This is a genomic window from Butyricimonas hominis, from assembly GCF_014287455.1.
Classification (GTDB): Bacteria; Bacteroidota; Bacteroidia; order Bacteroidales; family Marinifilaceae; genus Butyricimonas; species Butyricimonas muris.
Map to the genome: position 1 here is coordinate 169602 of NZ_JACOOH010000002.1, position 21441 is coordinate 191042.

Sequence of the window (21441 nt, forward strand, 5' to 3'; positions counted from 1 at the left end):
CTTTAGAAATTAACTGTTAAACCTAAAGTCAAACGTCTCGCTAATGGATAATTACCAAAATCATCTATACCTGTCACCAAATCCACGGATTCGGGATCGGGTCCCGAATAATTCGTGATCGTGAACACGTTTTCGGCGGAAAAGAATAACCGCGCGTTAATCCCGATGGGCTTCATGATTACATCGGGTAACGTGTAGCCTAGCGTGATCGTTTTCAGTTTTATGAAACTCACGTTCTCCACGTTGCTTTTCAAGTTTGTCACGAAATTGGACAAGCCGTATTCGACACGATTCACGGGAAAATTCGATTTATCGCCAGCTTGTTGCCAGAAAGTGAGTTTTTCCGGGGCAATGAAAATAGGCTTCGTGGTTTCGGATAATGTCACTCCGACACGAGTGGCGACCGAGGCATCCCTCCCGGCGTTTAAAATGTGACGACTGATAACGAAATTAAACAAAACGTTCAGATCGAAACCTTTCCATGACAAGGAACTCGTTATACCTCCCGATGCTTTGGGTAAAGGAGAGCCCCCGTATACGCGATCATCTTGGGTCGGTTGCAAAACATTGATTTGTCCGTTCCCGTCAACGTCCGCGATAATCCGGTCTCCCGGACGATAAAATTGTGTCACGTCACTACCGTATAGATACATTTTTCTCCCGTTCGAGTAATACGAGGGAATGTCGGTTTCATGATTATAGTATCCCTTGTCATCGTAAACATAAATACCGTTCAATGCTTTTCCTATTACACTCAAGTTATTGTAAAAATTCTCGCTCCCGTTAAAATTTTGAAAGTCCATGCCGTTGTTACTTTTTTTCAGCTTGTTCCAGTTGCGGGCTATGTTAAACGTCATGTCCCACGTGAAGCCTTCCTTCCGGAAAATATCCCATTTTACTTGAAATTCTATCCCGGAATTAACGATAGCGTAAGCGTTTTGCCATTGACGCTGGTAACCGGAATAATTACCAGGCAAGGTGATATTATATAGTAATTTATCCGTGAGCCGGTAGTAATAATCAACCGTGAAGTTTAACTTGTGATCAAACAGGTCAAAATCTAAACCGAGATCGTATTGATCGGTTTCCTCCCATGTAAGTTTGTTGTTTGCCAATCCATCAAGCCATTCGGGTTGCACGGTCGGATATCCCAAAAAAGGAGTGTATACAGTGAGTAAACCGTGCGAGATATAAGGCTGGTCAAACTGCTTTCCCGACTTCCCGTAGCTCGCCCGGATCTTCCCGAAGTCAAGCCATCCCCGTGACCAGTCCATGAAAGGTTCTTCCGAGAAGGTGTACCCGATGGCGTAGGAGGGGAACGTGGCCCAACGCACGTTTTCGCCAAACTTGGAGGAAGCGTCCCGGCGCACGGTGATGGAAGCGAAATACTTTTGCATGTAGTTATAGTTTACCCGCCCGAACAAGCCGACCATCGTGCTTTTCTCCCGGTTGGAATAGAAATCTTTCAATATTCGGTTTGAATTGGCATCAAAGACGTTCTCGTACCATGAAACGTAATGTATCAAATCGCTGGGTGCTTTTCTTCCATACCCTTCAAGGTTATTTGTTTCATCCACTTGAACGGAATGTCCCAGCAATATATCTATATTGTGATCTTCCCCGAAAGTGTGTTTGTAGGTCAACAGGTTTTCGTTTAGCAACATCATGGCTCGCGCGATCTGACCGCTGGAAAATGATTCGTTATTCTCGTCAAGGTAAGACGGTTGAAACACGTTCAGGTTTTGCTGGGAGTAATCGGCGGCAACGGAAGTTTTGAAGGTCAACCCCTTGATAAACTCGTAACTAACATCAAAGTTAGCCCGCACCCGGTAGGATTCGTTCTTCTCTTTCGTCCCCTCGTAACGTTCGATCATTTCTTCAAAGGCCGGGGTTCCCTTGCCGGGGTATAACGTGGAGGTTTCAAGTAACTCTGAAGGTATTCTTTCGAGTTCGCTACCCGTGGTAAAGTTAAACCCGTTTTGCTCGCTTGATTTACGGCTCCTGTCCGTGCGGGCGAGATAGAAACGGAGGTTCATGTTCATGTTATTTACCGGGGTGATGAAAAGATTCGAGAGTAATTTTACCCTTCCGAATCCCGTCCCCCTTAACACGCCCGTTTCATCGTAGTACCCCAAACCGATGTTGTAGGCGATACTCTCCCCGCCACCGGAAACTTGGATGTTCGCGTCCGTGACCTTTGCCGTTCGAAAATAGTAATCGAATAAATCCGTGGAATTATTATAGAAAGGGTTCAGACTGTCTTGATACAAGGGAATGGTTGCCCCGTCTCCCGCATTCCAGAAATAATTATATTTTGCCCCGTTCTCGTAGCTCTCTTTAAAACTGGTAGGATATTTGTACGTGTTATTTTCAAAGTCAAGATAAGCTTGCTGCATGTTTTTCAAAGCTTCCATTCTAACATGCCTTTCTTTATTACCCCCGATCAGATCGGGTAAAGAAGGACTGAATATAAAGGTTTTGGAAACGTTCAGGCTCACCCTCGCTTTTTGATTCAAACGCCCTTTCTTGGTCGTGACAAGGATTACCCCGTTTGCCGCACGTGAGCCGTATATGGTGGCAGAGGCGGCGTCCTTCAATACTTGAACGGTTTCAATATCTTTCGGGTCGATCTCGCTTAGGGTGTTGAGGCCCGTGATCGGGGAGGTGAAGGAATACATGGGTACACCGTCAATCACCCACAGGGGTTCCGAGTGGCGTTGAGAGGCTTCAACGGATAAACTGTTGAAGCCCCTGATGGTGGTAACAATACCGCCACCGCCCGGTGCGCCAGACGTGTTCAGCACGCTCATCCCCGCCACTCTACCTTGCAGCAGGTTCGCTAAACTTGGAGTGGGAATATCTTTAATCTCGTCAGCCCTCACGGTTGACATGGCACCGATGATGTTCCGGCGACTTTGTTCCCCGTAGGCGACAACCGTCACTTCATCCAGCCGGGATAGTTCTTCTTTCATGTGAACCGTGATCGGCTTACCGGCTTCAAATGGTACTTTCAAAGTCTTGTATCCAACGAACGAGAACACGAGTTGACCTTTCGGGTCGGGTAGCCGCAAAAGGAACGCCCCCTCGCTATCGGTGGTGACTCCTATCTTGGTAGAGTCAAGTAAAACAGTCACGCCGGGCATGGGTAAACCTTTCTCGTCAAACACGCTACCTTTTATAAGGTATTCCTTCTTTGCCGTTCCAACGGTGTCAATATCGCCTACCAGCGTGCTAGATAGTACCGGTCGTGCAGATAATATAATGATAACGAGGCAGAAAAAAAGGATACTTTTTCCTCTCCCCGGCACAATTCCTGTCTTCGGAATTTTTAGAACTCTGTCTTTTTGCATAAATTTGTCTTTTAAAGTAGTAAAACATTTTTGTTTTCAGGAGAGTACCAAGGTTTCCTAGGCATTGGGCTCTCCTTTTTTCATTTTAAATCTTCTAGGTTCAATTCTTCATTCTCATCAGTATCTATTGTTTTATAATTACTATCCTATAGGCTAGTTCATAACACATTAAAAATCTCTTACTTGCAATAGTTTAAATTTTGAATCTATGCTGACTAAGATTGAACAATATGCTATTGACAGAGTACGAGATAAAAGGAATGAACTTGGTTTAACACAAGTTGATTTAGCTATCAAATCAGGTTATTCTTCAGGTTTCATTGCAACAGTTGAGGCTGGTAAAAAAGGTAAGAAATATAACCTTAATAATTTACTTGCCTTCGCTAAAGCTATGAAATGTTCTCCAAGGATTTTTTTACCAGAAGATACTTCAATTTTTGACTAATTAATTTGGTATGTTCTCCATATTTGCGTTTTTAGTTTTGCCCCAATCCTCAAAAGCAAAAATTATACAATAAAAAAGCGAGGATCATTATACTATCTAGATCAAGGTATCGCTAAACACCTGTACGCAAAATAGACAACAATCCACGCTAGCCAGCGTGAAATATTTGTCAATCCCAGCGTACAATAAATTAGCGATTTTTGATCTAAGATTTAGACAAACTTCCAGTAATATGTTCGAGGTAGGCTCTCCTACCCATTAGTATCATTTCTGCAAATGTAGGAATACTTTTTTTATTTTCAAGTACATTTTTTAGTTTACTCAAAAAAAATGATAGAAATGTTTATATGGAGTGGCAGAAAAGTTCGAGGAGAATATGCGATTGGTTTTATAAACTCAATACGGTAAACGTATACTTTTGCCAATAGATGGTTGTTTGTCTACTTGCTTAACTTGTGAATTTAATAGCAAAAATTGGCTCTCTACTCGTCACATATCTTACAATAATGCACTTGTTGTTTCTTTGCCGCCATACTCCGCTATTTTAGCAATGCTTTCCCCTTTTCCGAGAGACGGTATTTCGGTTTAGGATGTTTGGGTTGTTCGGGATAAAGCGGCTCTACCAATTTCAACTCTATGGCCGGATAAAGGTAGTTCCCAAGAAGTTCCCTTTATCTTTCAAGCCCATTGACTCCATGACTTCTTTGGCCGAATGTGTATTGACTCCGATTGCTACTAGAACTTTTTCAACTTGTGGGGTACTGTGGGGTAACTGTGGGGTTTTGCCCAACAGTATCCCGTACATAACGTACGGTGCAGGACTGACGATCTGTATGTGAAATGCCACGATGAAGAATGGTAAAATTAGTAGCAAACGCCAAGACTCTATTTGAGTTTTTAGTATTGGAGAGTGCACAAGCCGAACTAAGCTGGATAACCATCCTCAGAATGCGCAAAGGTTACCGCAGAGCCTTTTACGATTTCGATCCAGAATGCGTGGTATAAATGAACGATGAAGATGTTGAACGATTAATGTTGTTTGAGGGCATTGTGAAGAATCGGCTACAAATCAAATTGACTGATGGATTGAACGAATACACTCCATTGATTTGTTGTATCAAAAAAAATATTACATTTGTTTTATAATCATACTTTGACATTAACTATGGATTCAGGTTTCAATTCCATCAAGGCTATTTTAGATACATTCATGACAATAGTGAATGTAATCCTTATTTTGAGGTCATCAAAAAAAAAGCCATTTAGGTTTACTTTTGTAAGAAGTAAACCTCGTATGATGTTGCTAGTCAATGTAATTTAAAGCTCACATAATCTTTCACCTAATTTTTTCACCTAATTATTGAAATGTAGACTTGGACTAAAAACCTAAGTTGCTAATTATCAATGAAAACAAATTATTATTATTTTTCATTACTATTAAAAAAAGCAATTTTAGGTTTACTTTTGTAAGAAGTAAACCTCGTAAAGTACTTAAAATCAATACAAGAAAAAAAAGAAGGATTTTTTCGCATTCTTCTTTATATAAAATCAGATTGTTCTATTCATTTAGGAAAAATCATCGAAAATCATGATATAGGAAAATTCAGACAATGTCATGAATATAAAACAAACGAACTTTGTATATTTATACAGTAGCGCCTGTATTAATCTCGTAAATTTTGAGACATGTATTTTCCTAGGCAATAATAAAGATAATAACTCTTTATTAACTAATGATACCGCTCTGTAACGACTATGCGGGATCGCTTCTTTGATGATTTTAACAGCTACGATATATTCCCATTACTTATAGCTACGATATTAGTGTTCAAATATAATTAATAATTCTTTATCATTTCTTGTTAAACTAACCTGATTACTTGCTTCCATGTCAAATATCAAGTCCATTCAGTTGTTCCTTTATTTTCTGCATATCCCGGAAGATATTCTGATCCAAGACTCTCGCGTAATGCCGGGTCATATTAATATTTGAATGTCCTAGCATTTTAGACACGTTTTCCAAGGATGCCCCATTAGCCAAGCTGATCGAGGTGGCAAAAGTATGTCTCGCACAATGGGTTGTCAAATCTTTCGGAATGCCACAAATATCTGCAATTTCTTTCAAATAAGCATTCATGCGTTGATTCGTGGGAACGGGTAATAAGGTTCCGGATACTTGACATTCCGGGTCATCCTTGTATTTATCCAGAATCTCCAACGCCCATGGTAATAAAGGGATATTACACATATTCTTGGTCTTCTGACGGCATTTACGAATCCACGAATCTCCTTTATTATCCGTGACAATGTGTTCCGATTTTAACTGCTGAACGTCGCTAAAAGCTAACCCGGTGAAACAACAGAACACGAACACATCCCGAACCCGCTCTACTCTTTTTATCGAAAATTCTTTAGACATTATTGTCCGCAGTTCATCGATTGTCAAAAATTCGGGTTCAACCGTTTCGACATGGAATTTATACCCAATAAACGGATCTTTCCCCAGCCATTCATTTTCTAGTGCTACATGGATCACTCGTTTTAGATTTTTCAAACGAGTAATTGCCGTGTTATGACCACACTTTTTCTTGGTCTTCAAGAATGTATCAAAGTCACGAATGAATGAGATTGATAAATGGTTTAACGGTATATCAACCCATCCATACTTTATTTTTATAAATTCTTTCAAGTAACGAGCGGTTCCCTCGTAACGTATGACCGTTTTATCCACGAAGTCTTTCCCGATAAGTTCACGGATACTCTTGTTATATTCATCAAATACTTTCAACAATGTTTTTTGCCCTTCATCTTTACCGAAATAAAGGTCACGTACTAAATCAGCCGTGATAACCTTATCTGCCAAAACTAATTCACGGTAAATCTGGTAAAGCTTCGAGCGAACCGTTCCGATATAAACGTTCGTTTCCTTGGCAACTTTATCTTTACCCGTTGAACATTCTTTATCCGGGTTCCAAAGGTCGGTAGGTATACTACGCCTGATTTGAAACTCTTTCCTGATCCCGTTCACGGTTATTCGAGCGTAAATGGACGCTTCACCATTTTTCAATAATTTGTTCTTTAGAATGTAGAACAACACGCTGAAAGTCGAATTTGCCATCTTTTAAACGTCATTTTAATGCAACAAAACTACTAATAATCGCTTATTTTCTTGCGACGCAAAAAGCTGTAATACAGTGAATAATGTTCAAATTCGGTGGGTCAAATTTTTGAGCAGTTTCACCCACCGAATTTCGTGTGGGAACCTTGCTTTTTTATGCCTTTTTTTGCTTTCTGATAGGAAATAAAAAATCCTGAAAGTGTTGATTTTCAGGATTCTGCTTCGTTTGTTCATTATTCCTCGTGATCCGGTTGGGATTCGAACCCAAGACCTACGGCTTAGAAGGCCGTTGCTCTATCCAACTGAGCTACCGAACCGGGTGTCATTTTTTTGACGGTGCAAATATAGTGCTTTCCGTTATAAATGCAAACTTTGAGGGATACTTTTTATTATATTATTTGTAGAAATTTCAGAAGGAAATAGATATTGTCTGGTAATTGGGGTGGTTTGTTTCGTAAATCAGTGGTTTTGTCTTATTATTTGAAATGGTATTAAGATAGGGGATATTTTTGTTTTATAATTAAATAATGGAGGTATGAACAGAATAGAATTGATGGAAAAAGTATCCCAAGTGTCGGGATTTGGTATTTCGGATTGTGATAACGTGCTGTCTGCGTTGGAAAAGGTTTTGGAAGCGGAGTTAAAAGTAGCGGGAAGGAAAAGATGTATATTTGATACGGTTTATGGTTTTATGACGTTTTTGAAGAAGATTCGGGAGAAATAAGAGGCTGTTCGGCAGCCTCTTAATTTGGGTAGAGTCCGGTAAGCGGTTTTTAATTTCCTTTATAAACAGGGTGGAGGGTTAATACTTCCTTTGTTATTCCTTGTCCAGTAGGATTAATTCATACTTTTGGCTGCCCATGCCTAATTTCTCGGCGTGGACGAGCGTGTGTATGCCGTGGCGGGATTCCATCCGTTCGATCAAGTGGATACGTCCGTGATCAGGTGAAGAGTACACTTGATCGACACACGCTTTGTCCAAAGCCACGGGGTCTAGGGAGGCGAGGATGCCGATGTCGCCCATTTTTGGATCTTCGGGGGCAGAGGCGCAGTCACAGTCGACCGATAGGTTATTGGCTACGCTGATATAGAGAATCTTTTCGCCACAATGGTCGGCGATGGCTTTGGCGGCTTCAGCCATGGATTCCAAGAAATCGTCTTGTTCGGGCAGGTAGCTCCACGGGTCGTCTTTTGTCTTTCCGGCGCTATGAATCCATGCTTTTCCTGCCGAGGAAGCGATGCCGATCGACATATTTTTGATCGCGCCACCGAAGCCACCCATCGCGTGTCCCTTGAAGTGCGAAAGGATAATCGTGAAGTCGTAATTCAGAAAGTGCGAACCCACGAAGTCTTCTTTCAGGTGCTTGCCACCCTTGACCGGGAGTGCTGTTTCTCCCTCCGCGTCCATGATATCGATTTCGGCGATGGCTGTGAAACCGTGGTCTTTGGCTGCTTGCAGGTGGGCGGTCGTGTTTGCCCGTCCGCCGCCGTAAGCGGTGTTACACTCGACAATGGTACCGTTTACTTTTTTCACGAGAGCGCCGATAAGCGCGGGTTTCAAGTAATTGTTGCCACCCGGTTCTCCAGTAGAAATCTTAACGGCTACTTTTCCCGTGGCTTCCCGCCCAAGTGCTTCGTATATGCGGAGAAGGCTTTCCGGGCTGATTTCTTTGACCATGTAAACTTTGGGAAGGCTTTTTTTGCTTTCCTCTTTCGAGGGTGAATTATAGCTGAATGCTGTAAGTGGTGACACGAGTGTCATAATTAAAATAGGTAACAGATTCGTTTTCATATATAAACTTTTTAACGTGTATGTTTAACAATTAAAATGCTGATTTCATACAGTAGCCACATGGGAAGCGATACCATTAACAGGGTGAAGACATCCGACGTGGGGGTGATGATAGCGGCGAGCACGAGGATTACGACTATCGCGTGACGGTGATAACGGCGCATGAAAGCGGCAGAGAGCAACCCGAATTTAGCTAGCAGCCAGCATAGGATAGGTATCTCGAAGACGATGCCCATCATCAGGTTCATCATCATGAGGGTATCCATGTACGATTGCAGGGAAATCATGTTTTCCACCTCGCCACTCACTTGATATGTACCGAGAAAGCGGAATGTCAGTGGAAATATCAGGAAATAGCTTAACGCGACACCCAGCATGAACATCACGTAGCTACTCCCGACTACCCGTGCGGCGTATTTTTTCTCTTGGTTGTACAGGGCTGGAGAGATGAACCGGAACAAGGTATAGAGGATATAGGGTGAAGCGATGAGGATACCCGCGTATATGGCTGCCCGCATATGTATCACGAATTGCTCCGCCAGTCCGGTGTTGATTAATTTGACGGAAAAGGCTTCCGGGGCGACACCCGGCAGTGACAGCCGTTCGCTTACAAAGGCGAATGCTTTGTAAATGATGAAGCTGTCGCTTTTGGGAGCCAGAATGATAGCGAACGTTTCGTCCTTGAACAGAAACGCCGCTATCCCGAATATCACGACGACCGCGCCTATTCGTATCAAGCAGCCGCGCAGTTCATCGAGATGCTCCCAAAAAGTCTGTTCCTTTATGTTGTCCGTCGCGTTCATTTCTCTTCGGTTGTGTCTTTTTCTATTTTGGTTTCAATACCGTTCATTCCGTCCTTGAAACTGCGGACACCTTTACCGATGCCCTTCATTAATTCGGGTATTTTCTTTCCGCCGAAAAGTAACAGTACTATAAGCGCTATAAACAATATTTCCGGTGTCCCGATAAGGAATAAAATCATGGATGTCATAAGCTGGAATTTTTATTTGTTAATAATGTATTTAATAAACGAGTATCCCCCGAAGATTTGCAGGGCTATTCCCGGCAATCCGATACGGAAGTCCTGCACGGCACGGGTGAAGTCGCCAACCATAGCCCATTCCCCGAGTATGCCTGCGATTTGGTAAGATAATACAACCGCGATGAGGAGCGGGATGGAAACACGTTTGAACCGTTGGGCGGCGTACCCCGCGGCTACAGCCAGTAGCACGGATTTCAACAGAATCGCCGGTAAGGCAGCCGCGAGCGGCATACCGAACAGCAGGGAGTTGAGCACGGGCGAGAATACCGCCGTGAGCAGTCCTACTTTCCAACCGTATTTATAAGCACCGATGAGGGTAAAGAAATATATCGGCAGCCACGTGGTCCCGCCTTGCGGCACGAGATGGCATAATTGTGGCAGCACCATGTTGCCGACGATGAAAAGCGATGCCGCGAGATAGGTTTTCGCTTCTTTGTAGTCTAAGGTGTACAATTGAATAGCTGTTGTTTTCATATTTTTTCGTTTTAGAAGTGTAAATTTATTCCCCCCATGAATGTAGCCTTGGGCATGGGGAAGCCGTCGTTTATTTCATACCGTTGTGCCAGAAGGTTTTCTCCCCGTACGAAGACATGGGCGAAGGGACTCAGGCGATAACTGGCTCTTGCGTTCCACTGCACGAAACTCTCTTTCTTCTCCACCGGGTCAACCGTGGTGTAAAGTCCTGCCACGTATTGTACGCCTGTCGATGCACTCCACCGTCCCCTCGTGAAGTCAGCCCCGATGAATAGCTTGTGCTCCGGTGCCGCCACTATCGGGTGTACCATGCGTAGCCAGCTGTAATTGGCGGTGATATTCCATTCCGGGTGGATACGGTAAGCTGCGTCGGCTTCCGCTCCCCAGTTTTCTATTTTCCCGGTATTGATGTTCATTCGGCGTCCGTCTACCATTTGCGGGCTGATGATATTTTCCCCGTTGATATAGAAAAGATTTATCCCGTAATGAAGCTTGTTGTTCAGCAGGCGTTGCGTGTAAGATAGCTCGTGGTTCCACAACCTTTCCGGCAATAAATCCGGGTTGGCGACACGGAACATGTACAACTCTTTTATCGTCGGGTTGCGGAAGCCTTTGCTTACCATTGCTTTCAGGCTACTGTTGTTGGGCAGGTATGCCGACAATCCGGCTTGTGGTATCCATTCCGTGCCCGTTACCGAGTGGTGGTCTACGCGTATTCCTACATCCACGGTGAGCCATTCTGTCAATGCTTGCCGGAAATCTGCGTAGCCGGCTACCTCGTTTTCCGATTTGTCGGATATCTCCTCCTTGTGCCCGTCCGTGACGAAACGATTCCAAGCTTCACCGCCGAAGTGTTGGAAGTCTACGCCTAGGGTTATTCGGTTGCCCTTGAACAGGGTTGCGCTTTGGTACAGGGATACGCCCAGCATGATGTCTTTCGAGTGGAAGCGGTACGCCAGCGGTTCTTTTCCCTTGGAATAGCCGTCGTTAATTTCGTGGCGTCCCCAGTTGTAAAAGAAACTCAACGCGCCGGATGTTTTCTCGTGATGGTTGGTTAGGGCGAACGAGGTCATGCCTCTGGTGATGCGGGAATCGTTGTCCAAGAGGGGGGCGTTGACCGTACCGGGGTTCGAGGCGTTGAAGTGTGTGACGTTCACGTCGCCGTACATGCTCCACGTGTTGTTCAATTCGTATCCCAGTTTGGCGTACCCGCCGTATTGTTCGAATCCCATGTCCTCGCGGTGGCCGTCGGTACGGTTGTATGAACCTGTCACGATGCTGCTGAATCTGCCTCGTTTCACGCTGTTCGCGGCTTCGGTCATGAGGGTATTGTACGAGCCGTAACTCAGGCGGGCGCTTGTCTTCACGGCGTCATCCCGTTGTTGGCGGGTGATGATGTTGATTACACCGCCCATGGCGTTCGACCCGTAGAGCACGGATGCCGGACCCCGTACAACTTCCACGCGTTCAGCCAGCATGGATTGATAGGCGTCGGCGATGGGGTGTCCCATGAGTCCCATGTATTGCGGATGACCGTCAATGAGCACGAGCAACCCGGTGGTGGAGTTTCCCCCGACACCCCGCAAGTTCATGCCCCCGGCAGCCCCTGTCGATACGCCGTATCCCAAGATACCCCTGCTGGTGATGAACAGTCCCGGGATTTGTTCCGTCAAAATAGGGAGTAACGAGGGTTCAAGTCGTTTTTCTATTGTTTCTCGGTTCACGACGGAGACGGTCATGGGAAGCTGGCGTGCATCCGTTTCGTTGCGTGTCCCGGTGACCACGACCTCGTTAATGGTGTAGTTACGGGCGACTTCGGTCGTGTCCTTTCGTGATTGTGCCTGTAATCCCGTGCCAAGGAGCATACATGTAAACAAGGCACATGCCAATTTTTTAGTCATTCTTATTTTTGATATGAAGTTTTGTATCACGGGGAAGATGTCCCGTGCCGATTTAATATCGAGGCAGGCGGATTCCAACGGGCACCAACCTGTTTTGGCGCGATTCTCTATGAGAGGGACGCGTCTGGTGAAGCATACCTCTATGTTGGCTTCACGCAACAGCGCTAGGGCGGGTTCGCTAATCGTGTCCGTGTAGACGCTTTCCACGCCGCCCAACACCATGAGTGCCGCTGCCGCTTTGCCAATCACTTTGTCCGCTACCCGCGCTCCTTTCATGAACGAGGGCTCTTGTTCCAGCAGGTCGTACAGGTCTGCAACGCCGCGTTGGCTGAAAGTACGGGTTTCCGTTCCTTTCGCGATAACGCAGGAGTACCCGCCGTCGTGCAATAAGTCGATGAGGGATTGCCTTTGGCAAGTTGCAGGTTGCAGGTTACATTCGCCTTCGGCGAGTTGCAGGTTGTGTGCGTCAGCATGTTGTGGTTCTGTTGTGCTTTCTGTCATGATGTGGTTCTTTTGTTTTGACGCGAAGTTAGGTTATCCGGTTTACTTTGTTATGATATGAATTACAGTTGCTGTTACCATTTTTACAGGTTAATTGATTTTTCAATTTTCAACTTTCAACTTTCAATTTTCAATTGTTCCACGAACCTGTCGATGCGGTGCAGTTCGCTGGGAATGTCGATGTTCTGCGGGCAATGGTGTGCGCATTGGTTGCAACCGATACAATGGCTTGCCTGCCGTAGTTTCGGGACGCTACGGTCATAACCGACGAGAAATGCACGTCGTGCTTTACGGTAATTTTCATCCTGTTTTCCGGCGGGTATATTCCCTTGATTCACGCATTTGTTGTAATGAATGAGGATGGAAGGGATGTCGATGCCGTACGGGCAGGGCATACAATATTTGCAGTCGTTGCAGGGAATCGTGGGGTATTTCAGCATCAGTTGAGCCGTTTCTTCCAAAAATACTTTTTCGTCATCGGTCAAGGGTTCCAGCGGGGAATAAGTAGCAAGGTTCTCTTGCAAGTGTTCCATGTAAGTCATGCCGCTTAATACGGTTAATACTCCTTCCGGCGAGCCCGCGAAGCGGAACGCCCACGATGCCACGCTATCCGTCGGGCGACGTTGTTTCAGGCGGCTGACGATGTGATTGGGCACGTTTGCCAGACGTCCGCCCAGCAGGGGTTCCATGATGATGGTGGGAATACCTCGTTTGGAGAGTTCCCCGTACAGGTATTCGGCATCGGTGTTGCGGGTGTTTACCTCCTTGGCGTGTTTCCAGTCCACGTAATTGAGTTGGATTTGCACGAAGTCCCATTTGATTTCGTCGTGTCGTGATAGCAGATAGTCGAAAACTTCGATATCGCCGTGGTAGGAGAAACCGAGATTACGGATACGTCCCGCTTCACGTTCCGCGACCAGAAAGTCGAGCATGCCGTTGTCAAGGTAACGTCCTTTCAGGGCTTCCATTCCCCCCATGCCGATGCCGTGGAGCAACATGTAATCGAGGTAATCCGTTTGCAATTCTTTAAGCGAATTACGGTACATGGCGAGGGATGATTCCCGGTTCCACGTGTCGGGCGAGAAGTTAGATAATTTAGTGGCAATAAAATACTTGTCCCGCGGGTGTCGGCTGAAGGCTATGCCCATGGCGTGTTCCGAGAGTCCCCGGCAATAGGCGGGCGACGTGTCGAAGTAGTTTACCCCGTGGGCGAGGGCGTAGTCCACTTGCCGGTTTACCATTTCTTGGTCGATTTCGTCTTGGCTATCTCTCGCGCTGGAGTTGGCGATGGTCGGCAGACGCATGCAACCGTACCCGAGCAGCGAAACTTTGTCGCCCGTTGTCGGGTTGACGCGATAGGTCATTTCACCCGTTTGTTTGTTTGCCATGTTGCCGTTGGCGGAGTTATTCCGCGGACGGCAACCGTGTAACGCGGCTGCCGTGACCACCGTTCCCGCGCCTAGTACTTTCAAAAATTCCCGTCGGTTTATCTCTTTTTTATTCTTGTTGTCCATATCTTTTCCTCTTTTAAACGTTAAACGGTTTTATGCATCTCGTGTCCTTCCACGTAAATGGCGCTGAAGGGACGTGCCGGGCACAGGTTTTCGCAGGCACCGCAGCCGATACAGCGTTCGGTGTTTACCACGGGTATCCGGGGAGAGTCCGTCATGTCCGGGTTCGATGCCACCATTTCGATAGCTCCCGCGGGGCAGTGGCGGGCACAGTTGCCGCACTCCACGCCGTCGGTCAGCGGCACGCAATTTTCTTTTACCCACACGGCATGACCGATTTGGATAGAGGATTTGTCTGCTGCCGTGATGGGGAGGATGGCTCCTGCCGGGCATACTTCGGAACAACGGTTACATTCCGGTCGGCAATACCCCCGTTCGTAGGACATTTCCGGTTGCATCAGCGTGAGCAGGTTGCCCGACGGGCGCAACACTCCATTGGGACAAGCCGTCACGCATAGTTGGCAGGCAGTGCAATGCCGGCTCATGTTACGAGCCCCGAGAGAGCCGGGAGGCGTGAGTGGCGTGTTGCGATGAGGGATTTTCTTGTCCTCGATAGCGGCAAGTCCGCCGTCCACTTTCTTCTCCTGTGCTTTTAGCACGGTGGTGCTTGCCAGCAGCGTGGCGACGGACAGGAAGTCGCGGCGTGTTTTATTTACCGCGGAGGTTTCACCCGCTTGCGATGGTTGCGCGTGGCGGCGTTCGTAACGGATAGCGCCATGTTTGCAGGTAGCGACGCAATCCATGCATGCCACGCAACGGCTATAATCCATGCGGTGTTCCTTGTAGTTGATACAGGCTGCCTTGCATTGGCGGGCGCATAGGCTGCACCCGTTGCACTTGTCGGCATCAATCGTTACCCGGAAGAGCGAGTAACGGGAGAGGAATCCCAGCACGGTGCCCACGGGACAGACGGTGTTGCAGTACGTGCGCCCGTTGCGCCATGCCAGTATGGTGATTACCGCGAAAGTCACGACGGCGATGATGAAGGTCGGCAGACTCTTCAGCCACACGTCCGTCTCGTAGAAAGCGTAGCTGTCCGCCCGTTGTGCCATGTAAGCGAGTAGGTTGTTACCCCATTGCCATACCGGGGCGAAGAGGTTGGCGGCGATACGCCCGTAAGAGCTGTAAGGTGCGAGCAGGGCGACCACGGAACCTATCCCGGCGACGAGCGCGATAATGAAGACTCCAAGCATGCCGTACCGCAACCACGACAGGGCGGGGGAGTAGGAGTAGGGTAGTTTCTTCCGCCGTTTCCCGAACCATGCCACCACGTCTTGAAATACACCCAAGGGGCAGAGCACGGAGCAATACACTCGTCCGAACAACAGGGTGAGGAGGACGAGGAATACGACAACTCCCGCGTTTAGAGCCAGAACGGCGGGGAGGAATTGGATTTTTGCCAGCCAGCCGAACCACCCGTGCAACGTTCCCGTGAAATCGAGGAAGAGGAGGGTGATGAGCGCGAAGCAAATCATAGCAAGTGTCAATCTGAGTTTTCGTAGCATCACGTCTTTGTTTTTGAGTTTACACGGCAAAGATATCCGGGTAATACTCTGATTAATACACTTGTTGCTTTAAAGCGAAAAAATGTAAACTAATGACGAAAATAAATCAATTCCACTAAAACGGAGTCGTGGGAAAATATAACTCTGTTTTCTCTAGAGTTTCATGTAAGATAAGTTAATTTGTGTTTATATATAATGTATCATACTTATAGTTGATTTGTAGTATCTCCTATTCAATTCCCATTCAACTCCTATTCAAAGCCTATTATAATAGAAAAATAATAGAATTTAAATTGTATTTGAATAAAATTTAATAATTCAGAAATACATGTTATTATCATTTATATTAAGAATAATATTATGGAGCGTTTTAGAATTTTTTCTCGAAAACGGGAGGAAACCTGAAAATATTTTGACATGTCGGGGGGAAGGGGGCATAAATCGTGGAATGTCAGTTGTTTGATGTCGGTAGGAAAAATAAATTGATTTTGTAGAGTGATAATTCATTTTACTTTGTAATTTTGTAGACCGATGTTCAAAGAAAGTCATAAGTAAATAGAAAGTTATTATTCATGGAGAATTATATTGTTTCGGCGCGTAAATATAGACCTGCAAGTTTCGATACAGTGATAGGGCAACACTCGATCACATCCACGTTGAGAAACGCTATCCTCAATAAACAATTGGCACAGGCTTATTTGTTTTGCGGACCGCGCGGTGTCGGGAAAACGACGTGTGCCCGTATTTTTGCCAAGACGATTAATTGCATGAATTTGCAACCCAACGCGGAACCCTGCAACGAATGCGAGTCCTGCCGGGCGTTTAACAGCGGGCGTTCGTTGAACATACATGAACTGGATGCCGCCTCGAACAATAGCGTGGATGATATCCGCGGATTGGTAGACCAAGTACGGATATTGCCGCAGGTGGGGCGTTACAGCGTGTATATTATCGACGAGGTGCATATGTTGAGTGCCTCGGCTTTCAATGCGTTTCTGAAGACATTGGAAGAACCGCCCGCCCATGCCATATTTATTCTGGCGACGACGGAAAAGCACAAGATTCTGCCGACCATATTGTCGCGTTGTCAGATATATGACTTCAACCGGATTAAGGTGCCCGATACGATCGAGCATTTGAAGCGTATTGCGACAAAGGAGGGAATACAGGCCGAGGAGGAGGCTTTGAACGTGATCGCCCAAAAGGCTGACGGGGCGATGCGTGACGCTCTTTCTATCTTTGATCAGGTTGTCAGTTTCTGCGGTAAGAATTTGACCTACGATAAAGTGATCGAGAATCTGAACGTGTTGGATTACGATTACTATTTCAGGTTAACCGATTTGTTCTATGCCGGGAAGGTGGCCGAAACGTTCTTGCTTTTCAACGAGATCATGGAAAAGGGATTCGATGCCGGAAACTTGATATCGGGGCTCGGTCGACATTTTCGCGATCTGTTAGTGGCGAAAGAGTCGATAACAGTACAATTATTGGAAGTGAGTGCTTCCATCAAAGAGCGTTACCTGCAACAGGCACAGACGGTAACTCCCGATTTCATCTTCGACGCCTTGAAAGTCATCGAGCAATGCGAGATGCAGTATAAAATTCGCATGGAGAAACGCTTGTGCGTGGAACTCACTCTGATTAAATTGTGCCAGATTAATGAGCTAAAAAAAAAAGCCTTAGTATAGAGGAGTTTGCCGGGTTATTAAAGATCGAAGGATTTAGCGGTAAATTCCAGCAAGCGAACGGGGACAATGTAAGTGTGACGCCACCCGTGGAGGAGAAGCGTGTCAGCGTTGTAACTCCGAAGACAGGCGGAAAGCCCGAGAATATACATTCTTTCAATTTGAAAAAGGCATTGGAAGAAACGAAGGAGAAACACAACGAGCCGCGGGAGAGACAGAGTGTAAAAACTGATGATAACCGGGTGAAGGCTCAAAGTGAATTCTCTCTTGCCGACGTGTCGGGTGCGTTGGAAACATTCCTCGCTACCTTGGGTGAGGAGGATAAGGCGGCGAAGATCGCCCTTTTGTCCCACGCGCCTAAAGTGGAGGGATTTGTTATTACGATTGAAGTGGATAATGATTTCCTATTGACCAGAGTCATGGATTTACATCCGGCATTACTTTCTTTCTTGATGAAGAAACTGAATAACGGGTATATCACGCTGAACGTGCAAATCTACGTGGAAAAAAATAACGGGGAGGAAAAGAAGCGTCTGTTTACCTCTAAAGATAAGTTTGAACATTTCGTGACTATTAATCCCGCTGTCGGTGAATTGAAAGCCCTTTTCGGGTTGGAAATAGAGTGATTCTGTGATTAGAGAATGACAGGAACTGAAAGCATTAAATCACAGAATAAGCGTCAGCTTGTGTGGAGGAATTTAGATTGTTTCCCCGTCTGCCAAATGGATTAATTTATCCCTTTCGCCCACGATCCACACGACATCCCCTGCCTCGAAAATGGTGTCCGGGGTGGGATTCATGGTGGACGTGCCGTTGCGCTCGATACCGATGACCAGACAGGCGGCTTTATCCCGGATGCCGGATTCCCGGATGGAATGCCCTACCAGCGGGGTGTTTTCTTCGATCATGAATTGTTCCAGACTGACTTCGGGCGGGCGTTGCTGTTCCAGTTCCTGTTTTCTTTTTTCCACCCGGTCTTCCACGAACTTACGGAACACTTCGATCTCTTTATCTGTCGCTGCCACGATGATATGGTCAAACGGGTACAAACGTTCCTCGCCGCCGGGGATATTGATGCGTTCCTCGCCGCGGATGATAGTTACCACGCTTACCCCGCAGGATTGGCGGAAATTCAATTCTTTTAATGTTTTCCCCACGCTGGGAGAGGATTGTGACACCTCGAAATCTGCCAAATGAAGATCCCGGTTGAGCAAATGTTGCACGAAACGTTGTTTGATAGGTGATTTGCGTTCTTGCTCCTGTTGGCGTGCCGTGAAATTACGCAGGAAACGCCTTTCCAGCAGGATAGAATACTTCTTCAGTCGTTTGGAATAAATGAAAAACAGGATAATGGCACTCGCGATCAGCAATAAAAGTCCTGCCGCCACGTTCACGAGGCTGGAAATCACGAACATGACAATTCCGATACACAAGGCTATACGCAGCACGATGAGCGACACGAGCGGTCCCCGGTTGTATTTACTGTCGTTCCAGAGGTGTTGAAACTCTTCCGAGTGATTTTTCTTCATCATCATGGCACGGAGAAACGGGGAAATCAGCAACAATATGGCAATAGCGCTGACTATTCCGCCTTGTATCCCCGGTAATTCCTGTCGGATAATCGGCGTGAGGTATTGCAGGAAAAGGACGATCGTGAAGATAGAGAGTATAGTGTAGGTAATCACGATACGTAATAAGGCCTTCAGTAGCCGGGTCCACATCCCTTTATGGTGTATCGTGTTTGTTCCCGTGCTGTACCTGTCAAGGAAGCGAATCCATGCTTGGGGCAGATGATTATTCACGAACCGGTAAGCCGGTTCTGATAGCCGGATCATGTAGGGGGTAAAGAACGTGGTAATGACCGATACGGTAACAACGATAGGATAGAGAAATTCGTCCGTCACGTGCAGCGACATTCCCAGTGACGCGATGATAAACGCGAATTCGCCGATTTGCGCGAGCGAAAAACCGGACTGGATGGCTATTTTCAAGTTCTGACCGGAAAGTAGTATTCCGAAAGCGGAAAAGGTAATTTGTCCCACCATGACCACGACGGTGATCAACAAGATCGGGAACCAGTACTCGATCAGCATGGCGGGATCGATCATCATGCCGACGGAAACAAAGAATATTGCCCCGAAAAGGTCTTTTACCGGCTTGATCAAGTGTTCAATATTCTCCGCTTCTACGGTTTCAGCCAGAATCGAACCCATGACGAATGCCCCCAATGCCGCAGAGAAACCCGCCTTAACTGCCAATAAAACCATGCCGAGGCATAAACCTAGCGACACGACGAGCAGTGTTTCGGCATTCAACCACTGTTTCGCTTTTTTGAGAAAAGTGGGTATCAGGAAAATACCCGTGATCGACCAAAAAACAAGGAAAGCGACAAGTTTCAGTATGCTGTTTGCCATTTCCATTCCCTCGAAATGCTTGCTTACCGCCAAGGTGGACAACAATACCATCAAGACAACAGCGAAAAGGTCTTCCACGACGAGGATACCGAAAACCACTCCCGCGAAACGTTGCCCTCGTAATCCCATGTCCTCGAAAGCCTTGAAAATAATCGTCGTGGACGACATGGACAGCATACCCCCGAGGAAGAGGCTGTTCATGTGCCCCCAGCCGAGTGCCAGTCCGGCAGAGTATCCCAACATCATCATAGCTCCCACGATCGTGAGGGCGCTAATCATGGCGGTACCGCCGACATTCATCAGCTTTTTGAAACTGAAATCGAGTCCCAAGGCGAACAGGAGGAAAATAACCCCGATATCGGCCCATATTTGGATATTTGCCGAGTCTGTGACCATGGGGCCGCCGAACGTGTAAGGTCCTGCGATGATGCCTGCCATAATATATCCTAACACGACCGGCTGTTTTAGCCATTTAAAAATAATGGTTATCAGTCCTGCAGAAAAAAGAATGACCGCCAGATCCGAAATTAAAACAGGAATGCCCGACATATAGCTGTTTATTATTATCGACGACAAAGTTAATGCTTTTATGGATTGGATATACGGGATGACGGCATGTTTTTGTATATTTTCTATTTCGAGGATAAAGCTTACGGTTCGAAAATATTATCTTTGCCCCGTTATGATTAAAAATAACCATGTAAAAAAAGAAGGAGTTACGGGTGCCGTCGTGACGATGCTGGTCACGGGAGCGTTGCTCTCGCTCGTGCAGGTAATGGTGCGACCGCCGCTATTGCTGGCGGAACGCCTGTTGCCCGGCGGTGGTTGGTTGCAGGTCGTGTTGGCGGCACTGTTCGGCGGGTGGCTTTATTTAAAGATGTTCGATAGGGCGAAGCGTGCCGTTTGGCGGCGGCGGATATGGTTATTGTTTTCCGTGGTATTTTTCTTTCAACTGGCTCTGGGTATTTTCGCGGATACCGTTTTCCTCATGTCCGGCAAGTTACACTTCCCGATACCGGGATTGATTCCGGTCGGGGTATTCTACCGGGGAGAAATGTCCTTTATGCCCTTCTTGTTCTTGATCACGATATTGCTTTCCGGGGGGGCGTGGTGCAGTCAGTTGTGTTACTTCGGGGCGTGGGACAGTCTGGCGGCGGGGAAGAACGGCAAGCGGCAGGGGATAAAGCCGGGCACAAGAGCCGGCATCCGTTGGACGGTACTCGCGGCGTTTATCCTCGTGGCTTTGGGACTGAGATTATTTCATGTTCCCGTGATTTATGCCTCGCTAATAGCTGCCTTCGCGGGAGTGGCGGGCGTCGGGATAATCGTGCTTGTATCCCGGGGACGGAAAATAGCTGCGCATTGTTCAACCTATTGTCCGGCGGGTACCTTGGTGTCTTATTTGAAGTATATATCCCCGTGGCGTTTCCGGGTAAACGACCGTTGCACGCGTTGCATGGCTTGTTCGCGGGTATGCCGCTATGATGCTTTGCCCCGGGAGAGCATCCTCAAGGGGCGTCCGGCGGTGAATTGCACGTTGTGCGGCGATTGCCTCGCCGTGTGTCGCCACGGTGCTTTGGAGTATCGTTTTTGGGGACTTTCGCCTCTTGCTGCGGAACGTTTATGGCTAGGTACGACGCTGGTCTTTTTCACTTGTTTCCTTTCGATCGCCCGAGTGTAAACGTTTGCGGGAAATGTGATAT

At 46.6% G+C, this 21441-nt stretch carries 14 protein-coding genes, 1 tRNA gene and 3 pseudogenes; 6 read left to right on the top strand and 12 right to left on the bottom strand.

The window, feature by feature from the left end:
* Window positions 1-2: 2 nt before the first annotated feature.
* Entirely contained in the window at window positions 3-3350 is a 3348-nt protein-coding gene (locus H8S64_RS04235) for a SusC/RagA family TonB-linked outer membrane protein (RefSeq protein WP_186975114.1), read from the bottom strand.
* 208 nt (window positions 3351-3558) lie between these two features.
* Between H8S64_RS04235 and H8S64_RS04240 the strand changes: the two genes are divergently transcribed.
* Complete coding sequence (locus tag H8S64_RS04240; RefSeq protein ID WP_186975115.1) at window positions 3559-3795, top strand: helix-turn-helix domain-containing protein; 237 nt, start codon at window positions 3559-3561, stop codon at window positions 3793-3795.
* A 539-nt stretch (window positions 3796-4334) separates the two neighbouring features.
* Here H8S64_RS04240 and H8S64_RS22705 read toward each other — a convergent pair.
* Window positions 4335-4442 (bottom strand): annotated as a pseudogene (locus H8S64_RS22705) (hypothetical protein); the annotation flags it as partial.
* A 125-nt stretch (window positions 4443-4567) separates the two neighbouring features.
* On the opposite strand from H8S64_RS22705, the pseudogene H8S64_RS04245 reads away from it, so the two are divergent.
* Window positions 4568-4875: pseudogene (locus H8S64_RS04245) on the top strand (DNA-3-methyladenine glycosylase I); the annotation flags it as partial.
* Between the two features lie 811 nt (window positions 4876-5686).
* Here H8S64_RS04245 and H8S64_RS04250 read toward each other — a convergent pair.
* Together H8S64_RS04250 and H8S64_RS04255 are read right to left on the bottom strand one after the other, a co-directional pair.
* Entirely contained in the window at window positions 5687-6913 is a 1227-nt protein-coding gene (locus H8S64_RS04250; protein ID WP_186975116.1) for a site-specific integrase, read from the bottom strand.
* Between the two features lie 243 nt (window positions 6914-7156).
* Window positions 7157-7230, bottom strand: a tRNA-Arg gene (locus H8S64_RS04255).
* Between the two features lie 218 nt (window positions 7231-7448).
* Between H8S64_RS04255 and H8S64_RS04260 the strand changes: the two genes are divergently transcribed.
* Window positions 7449-7637, top strand: a complete 189-nt coding sequence (locus H8S64_RS04260) for a hypothetical protein (RefSeq protein WP_099292082.1) — start codon at window positions 7449-7451, stop codon at window positions 7635-7637.
* A gap of 93 nt (window positions 7638-7730) precedes the next feature.
* Here the strand turns inward: H8S64_RS04260 and H8S64_RS04265 are convergent, their stop codons facing one another.
* The 7 genes from H8S64_RS04265 to H8S64_RS04295 form a co-directional block, all read right to left on the bottom strand.
* Window positions 7731-8675: a DUF362 domain-containing protein gene (locus tag H8S64_RS04265; RefSeq protein WP_436231460.1), complete on the bottom strand. Its 945-nt coding sequence runs from the start codon at window positions 8673-8675 to the stop codon at window positions 7731-7733.
* A gap of 41 nt (window positions 8676-8716) precedes the next feature.
* The gene (gene tatC, locus H8S64_RS04270; protein WP_186975118.1) at window positions 8717-9508 is read right to left on the bottom strand and encodes a twin-arginine translocase subunit TatC; all 792 of its coding nucleotides are present in this window, start codon (window positions 9506-9508) and stop codon (window positions 8717-8719) included.
* A complete protein-coding gene (locus tag H8S64_RS04275) occupies window positions 9505-9696 on the bottom strand; it encodes a Sec-independent protein translocase subunit TatA/TatB (protein ID WP_099292085.1) in 192 nt (63 codons plus the stop codon). The genes tatC and H8S64_RS04275 overlap by 4 nt, the downstream gene beginning before the upstream one ends.
* 12 nt (window positions 9697-9708) lie before the next feature.
* A complete protein-coding gene (locus H8S64_RS04280) occupies window positions 9709-10221 on the bottom strand; it encodes an ECF transporter S component (protein ID WP_186975119.1) in 513 nt (170 codons plus the stop codon).
* Window positions 10222-10232: 11 nt separating this feature from the next.
* Entirely contained in the window at window positions 10233-12551 is a 2319-nt protein-coding gene (locus H8S64_RS04285; protein WP_255469456.1) for a TonB-dependent receptor domain-containing protein, read from the bottom strand.
* Window positions 12552-12739: 188 nt separating this feature from the next.
* A complete protein-coding gene (locus H8S64_RS04290; RefSeq protein ID WP_186975121.1) occupies window positions 12740-14137 on the bottom strand; it encodes an aldo/keto reductase in 1398 nt (465 codons plus the stop codon).
* Window positions 14138-14157: 20 nt separating this feature from the next.
* A complete protein-coding gene (locus H8S64_RS04295; protein ID WP_186975122.1) occupies window positions 14158-15639 on the bottom strand; it encodes a 4Fe-4S binding protein in 1482 nt (493 codons plus the stop codon).
* 572 nt (window positions 15640-16211) lie between these two features.
* Between H8S64_RS04295 and H8S64_RS04300 the strand changes: the two are divergent.
* Window positions 16212-17324: pseudogene (locus H8S64_RS04300) on the top strand (DNA polymerase III subunit gamma/tau); the annotation flags it as partial.
* An 89-nt stretch (window positions 17325-17413) separates the two neighbouring features.
* Window positions 17414-17950: a DUF8439 domain-containing protein gene (locus tag H8S64_RS04305; RefSeq protein WP_186975124.1), complete on the top strand. Its 537-nt coding sequence runs from the start codon at window positions 17414-17416 to the stop codon at window positions 17948-17950.
* 72 nt (window positions 17951-18022) lie between these two features.
* Here the strand turns inward: H8S64_RS04305 and H8S64_RS04310 are convergent, their stop codons facing one another.
* Window positions 18023-20287: a monovalent cation:proton antiporter family protein gene (locus tag H8S64_RS04310; RefSeq protein WP_099292092.1), complete on the bottom strand. Its 2265-nt coding sequence runs from the start codon at window positions 20285-20287 to the stop codon at window positions 18023-18025.
* 133 nt (window positions 20288-20420) lie between these two features.
* On the opposite strand from H8S64_RS04310, the gene H8S64_RS04315 reads away from it, so the two are divergent.
* The gene (locus H8S64_RS04315) at window positions 20421-21419 is read left to right on the top strand and encodes a 4Fe-4S binding protein (RefSeq protein WP_186975125.1); all 999 of its coding nucleotides are present in this window, start codon (window positions 20421-20423) and stop codon (window positions 21417-21419) included.
* The last annotated feature ends 22 nt before the right edge of the window (window positions 21420-21441 follow it).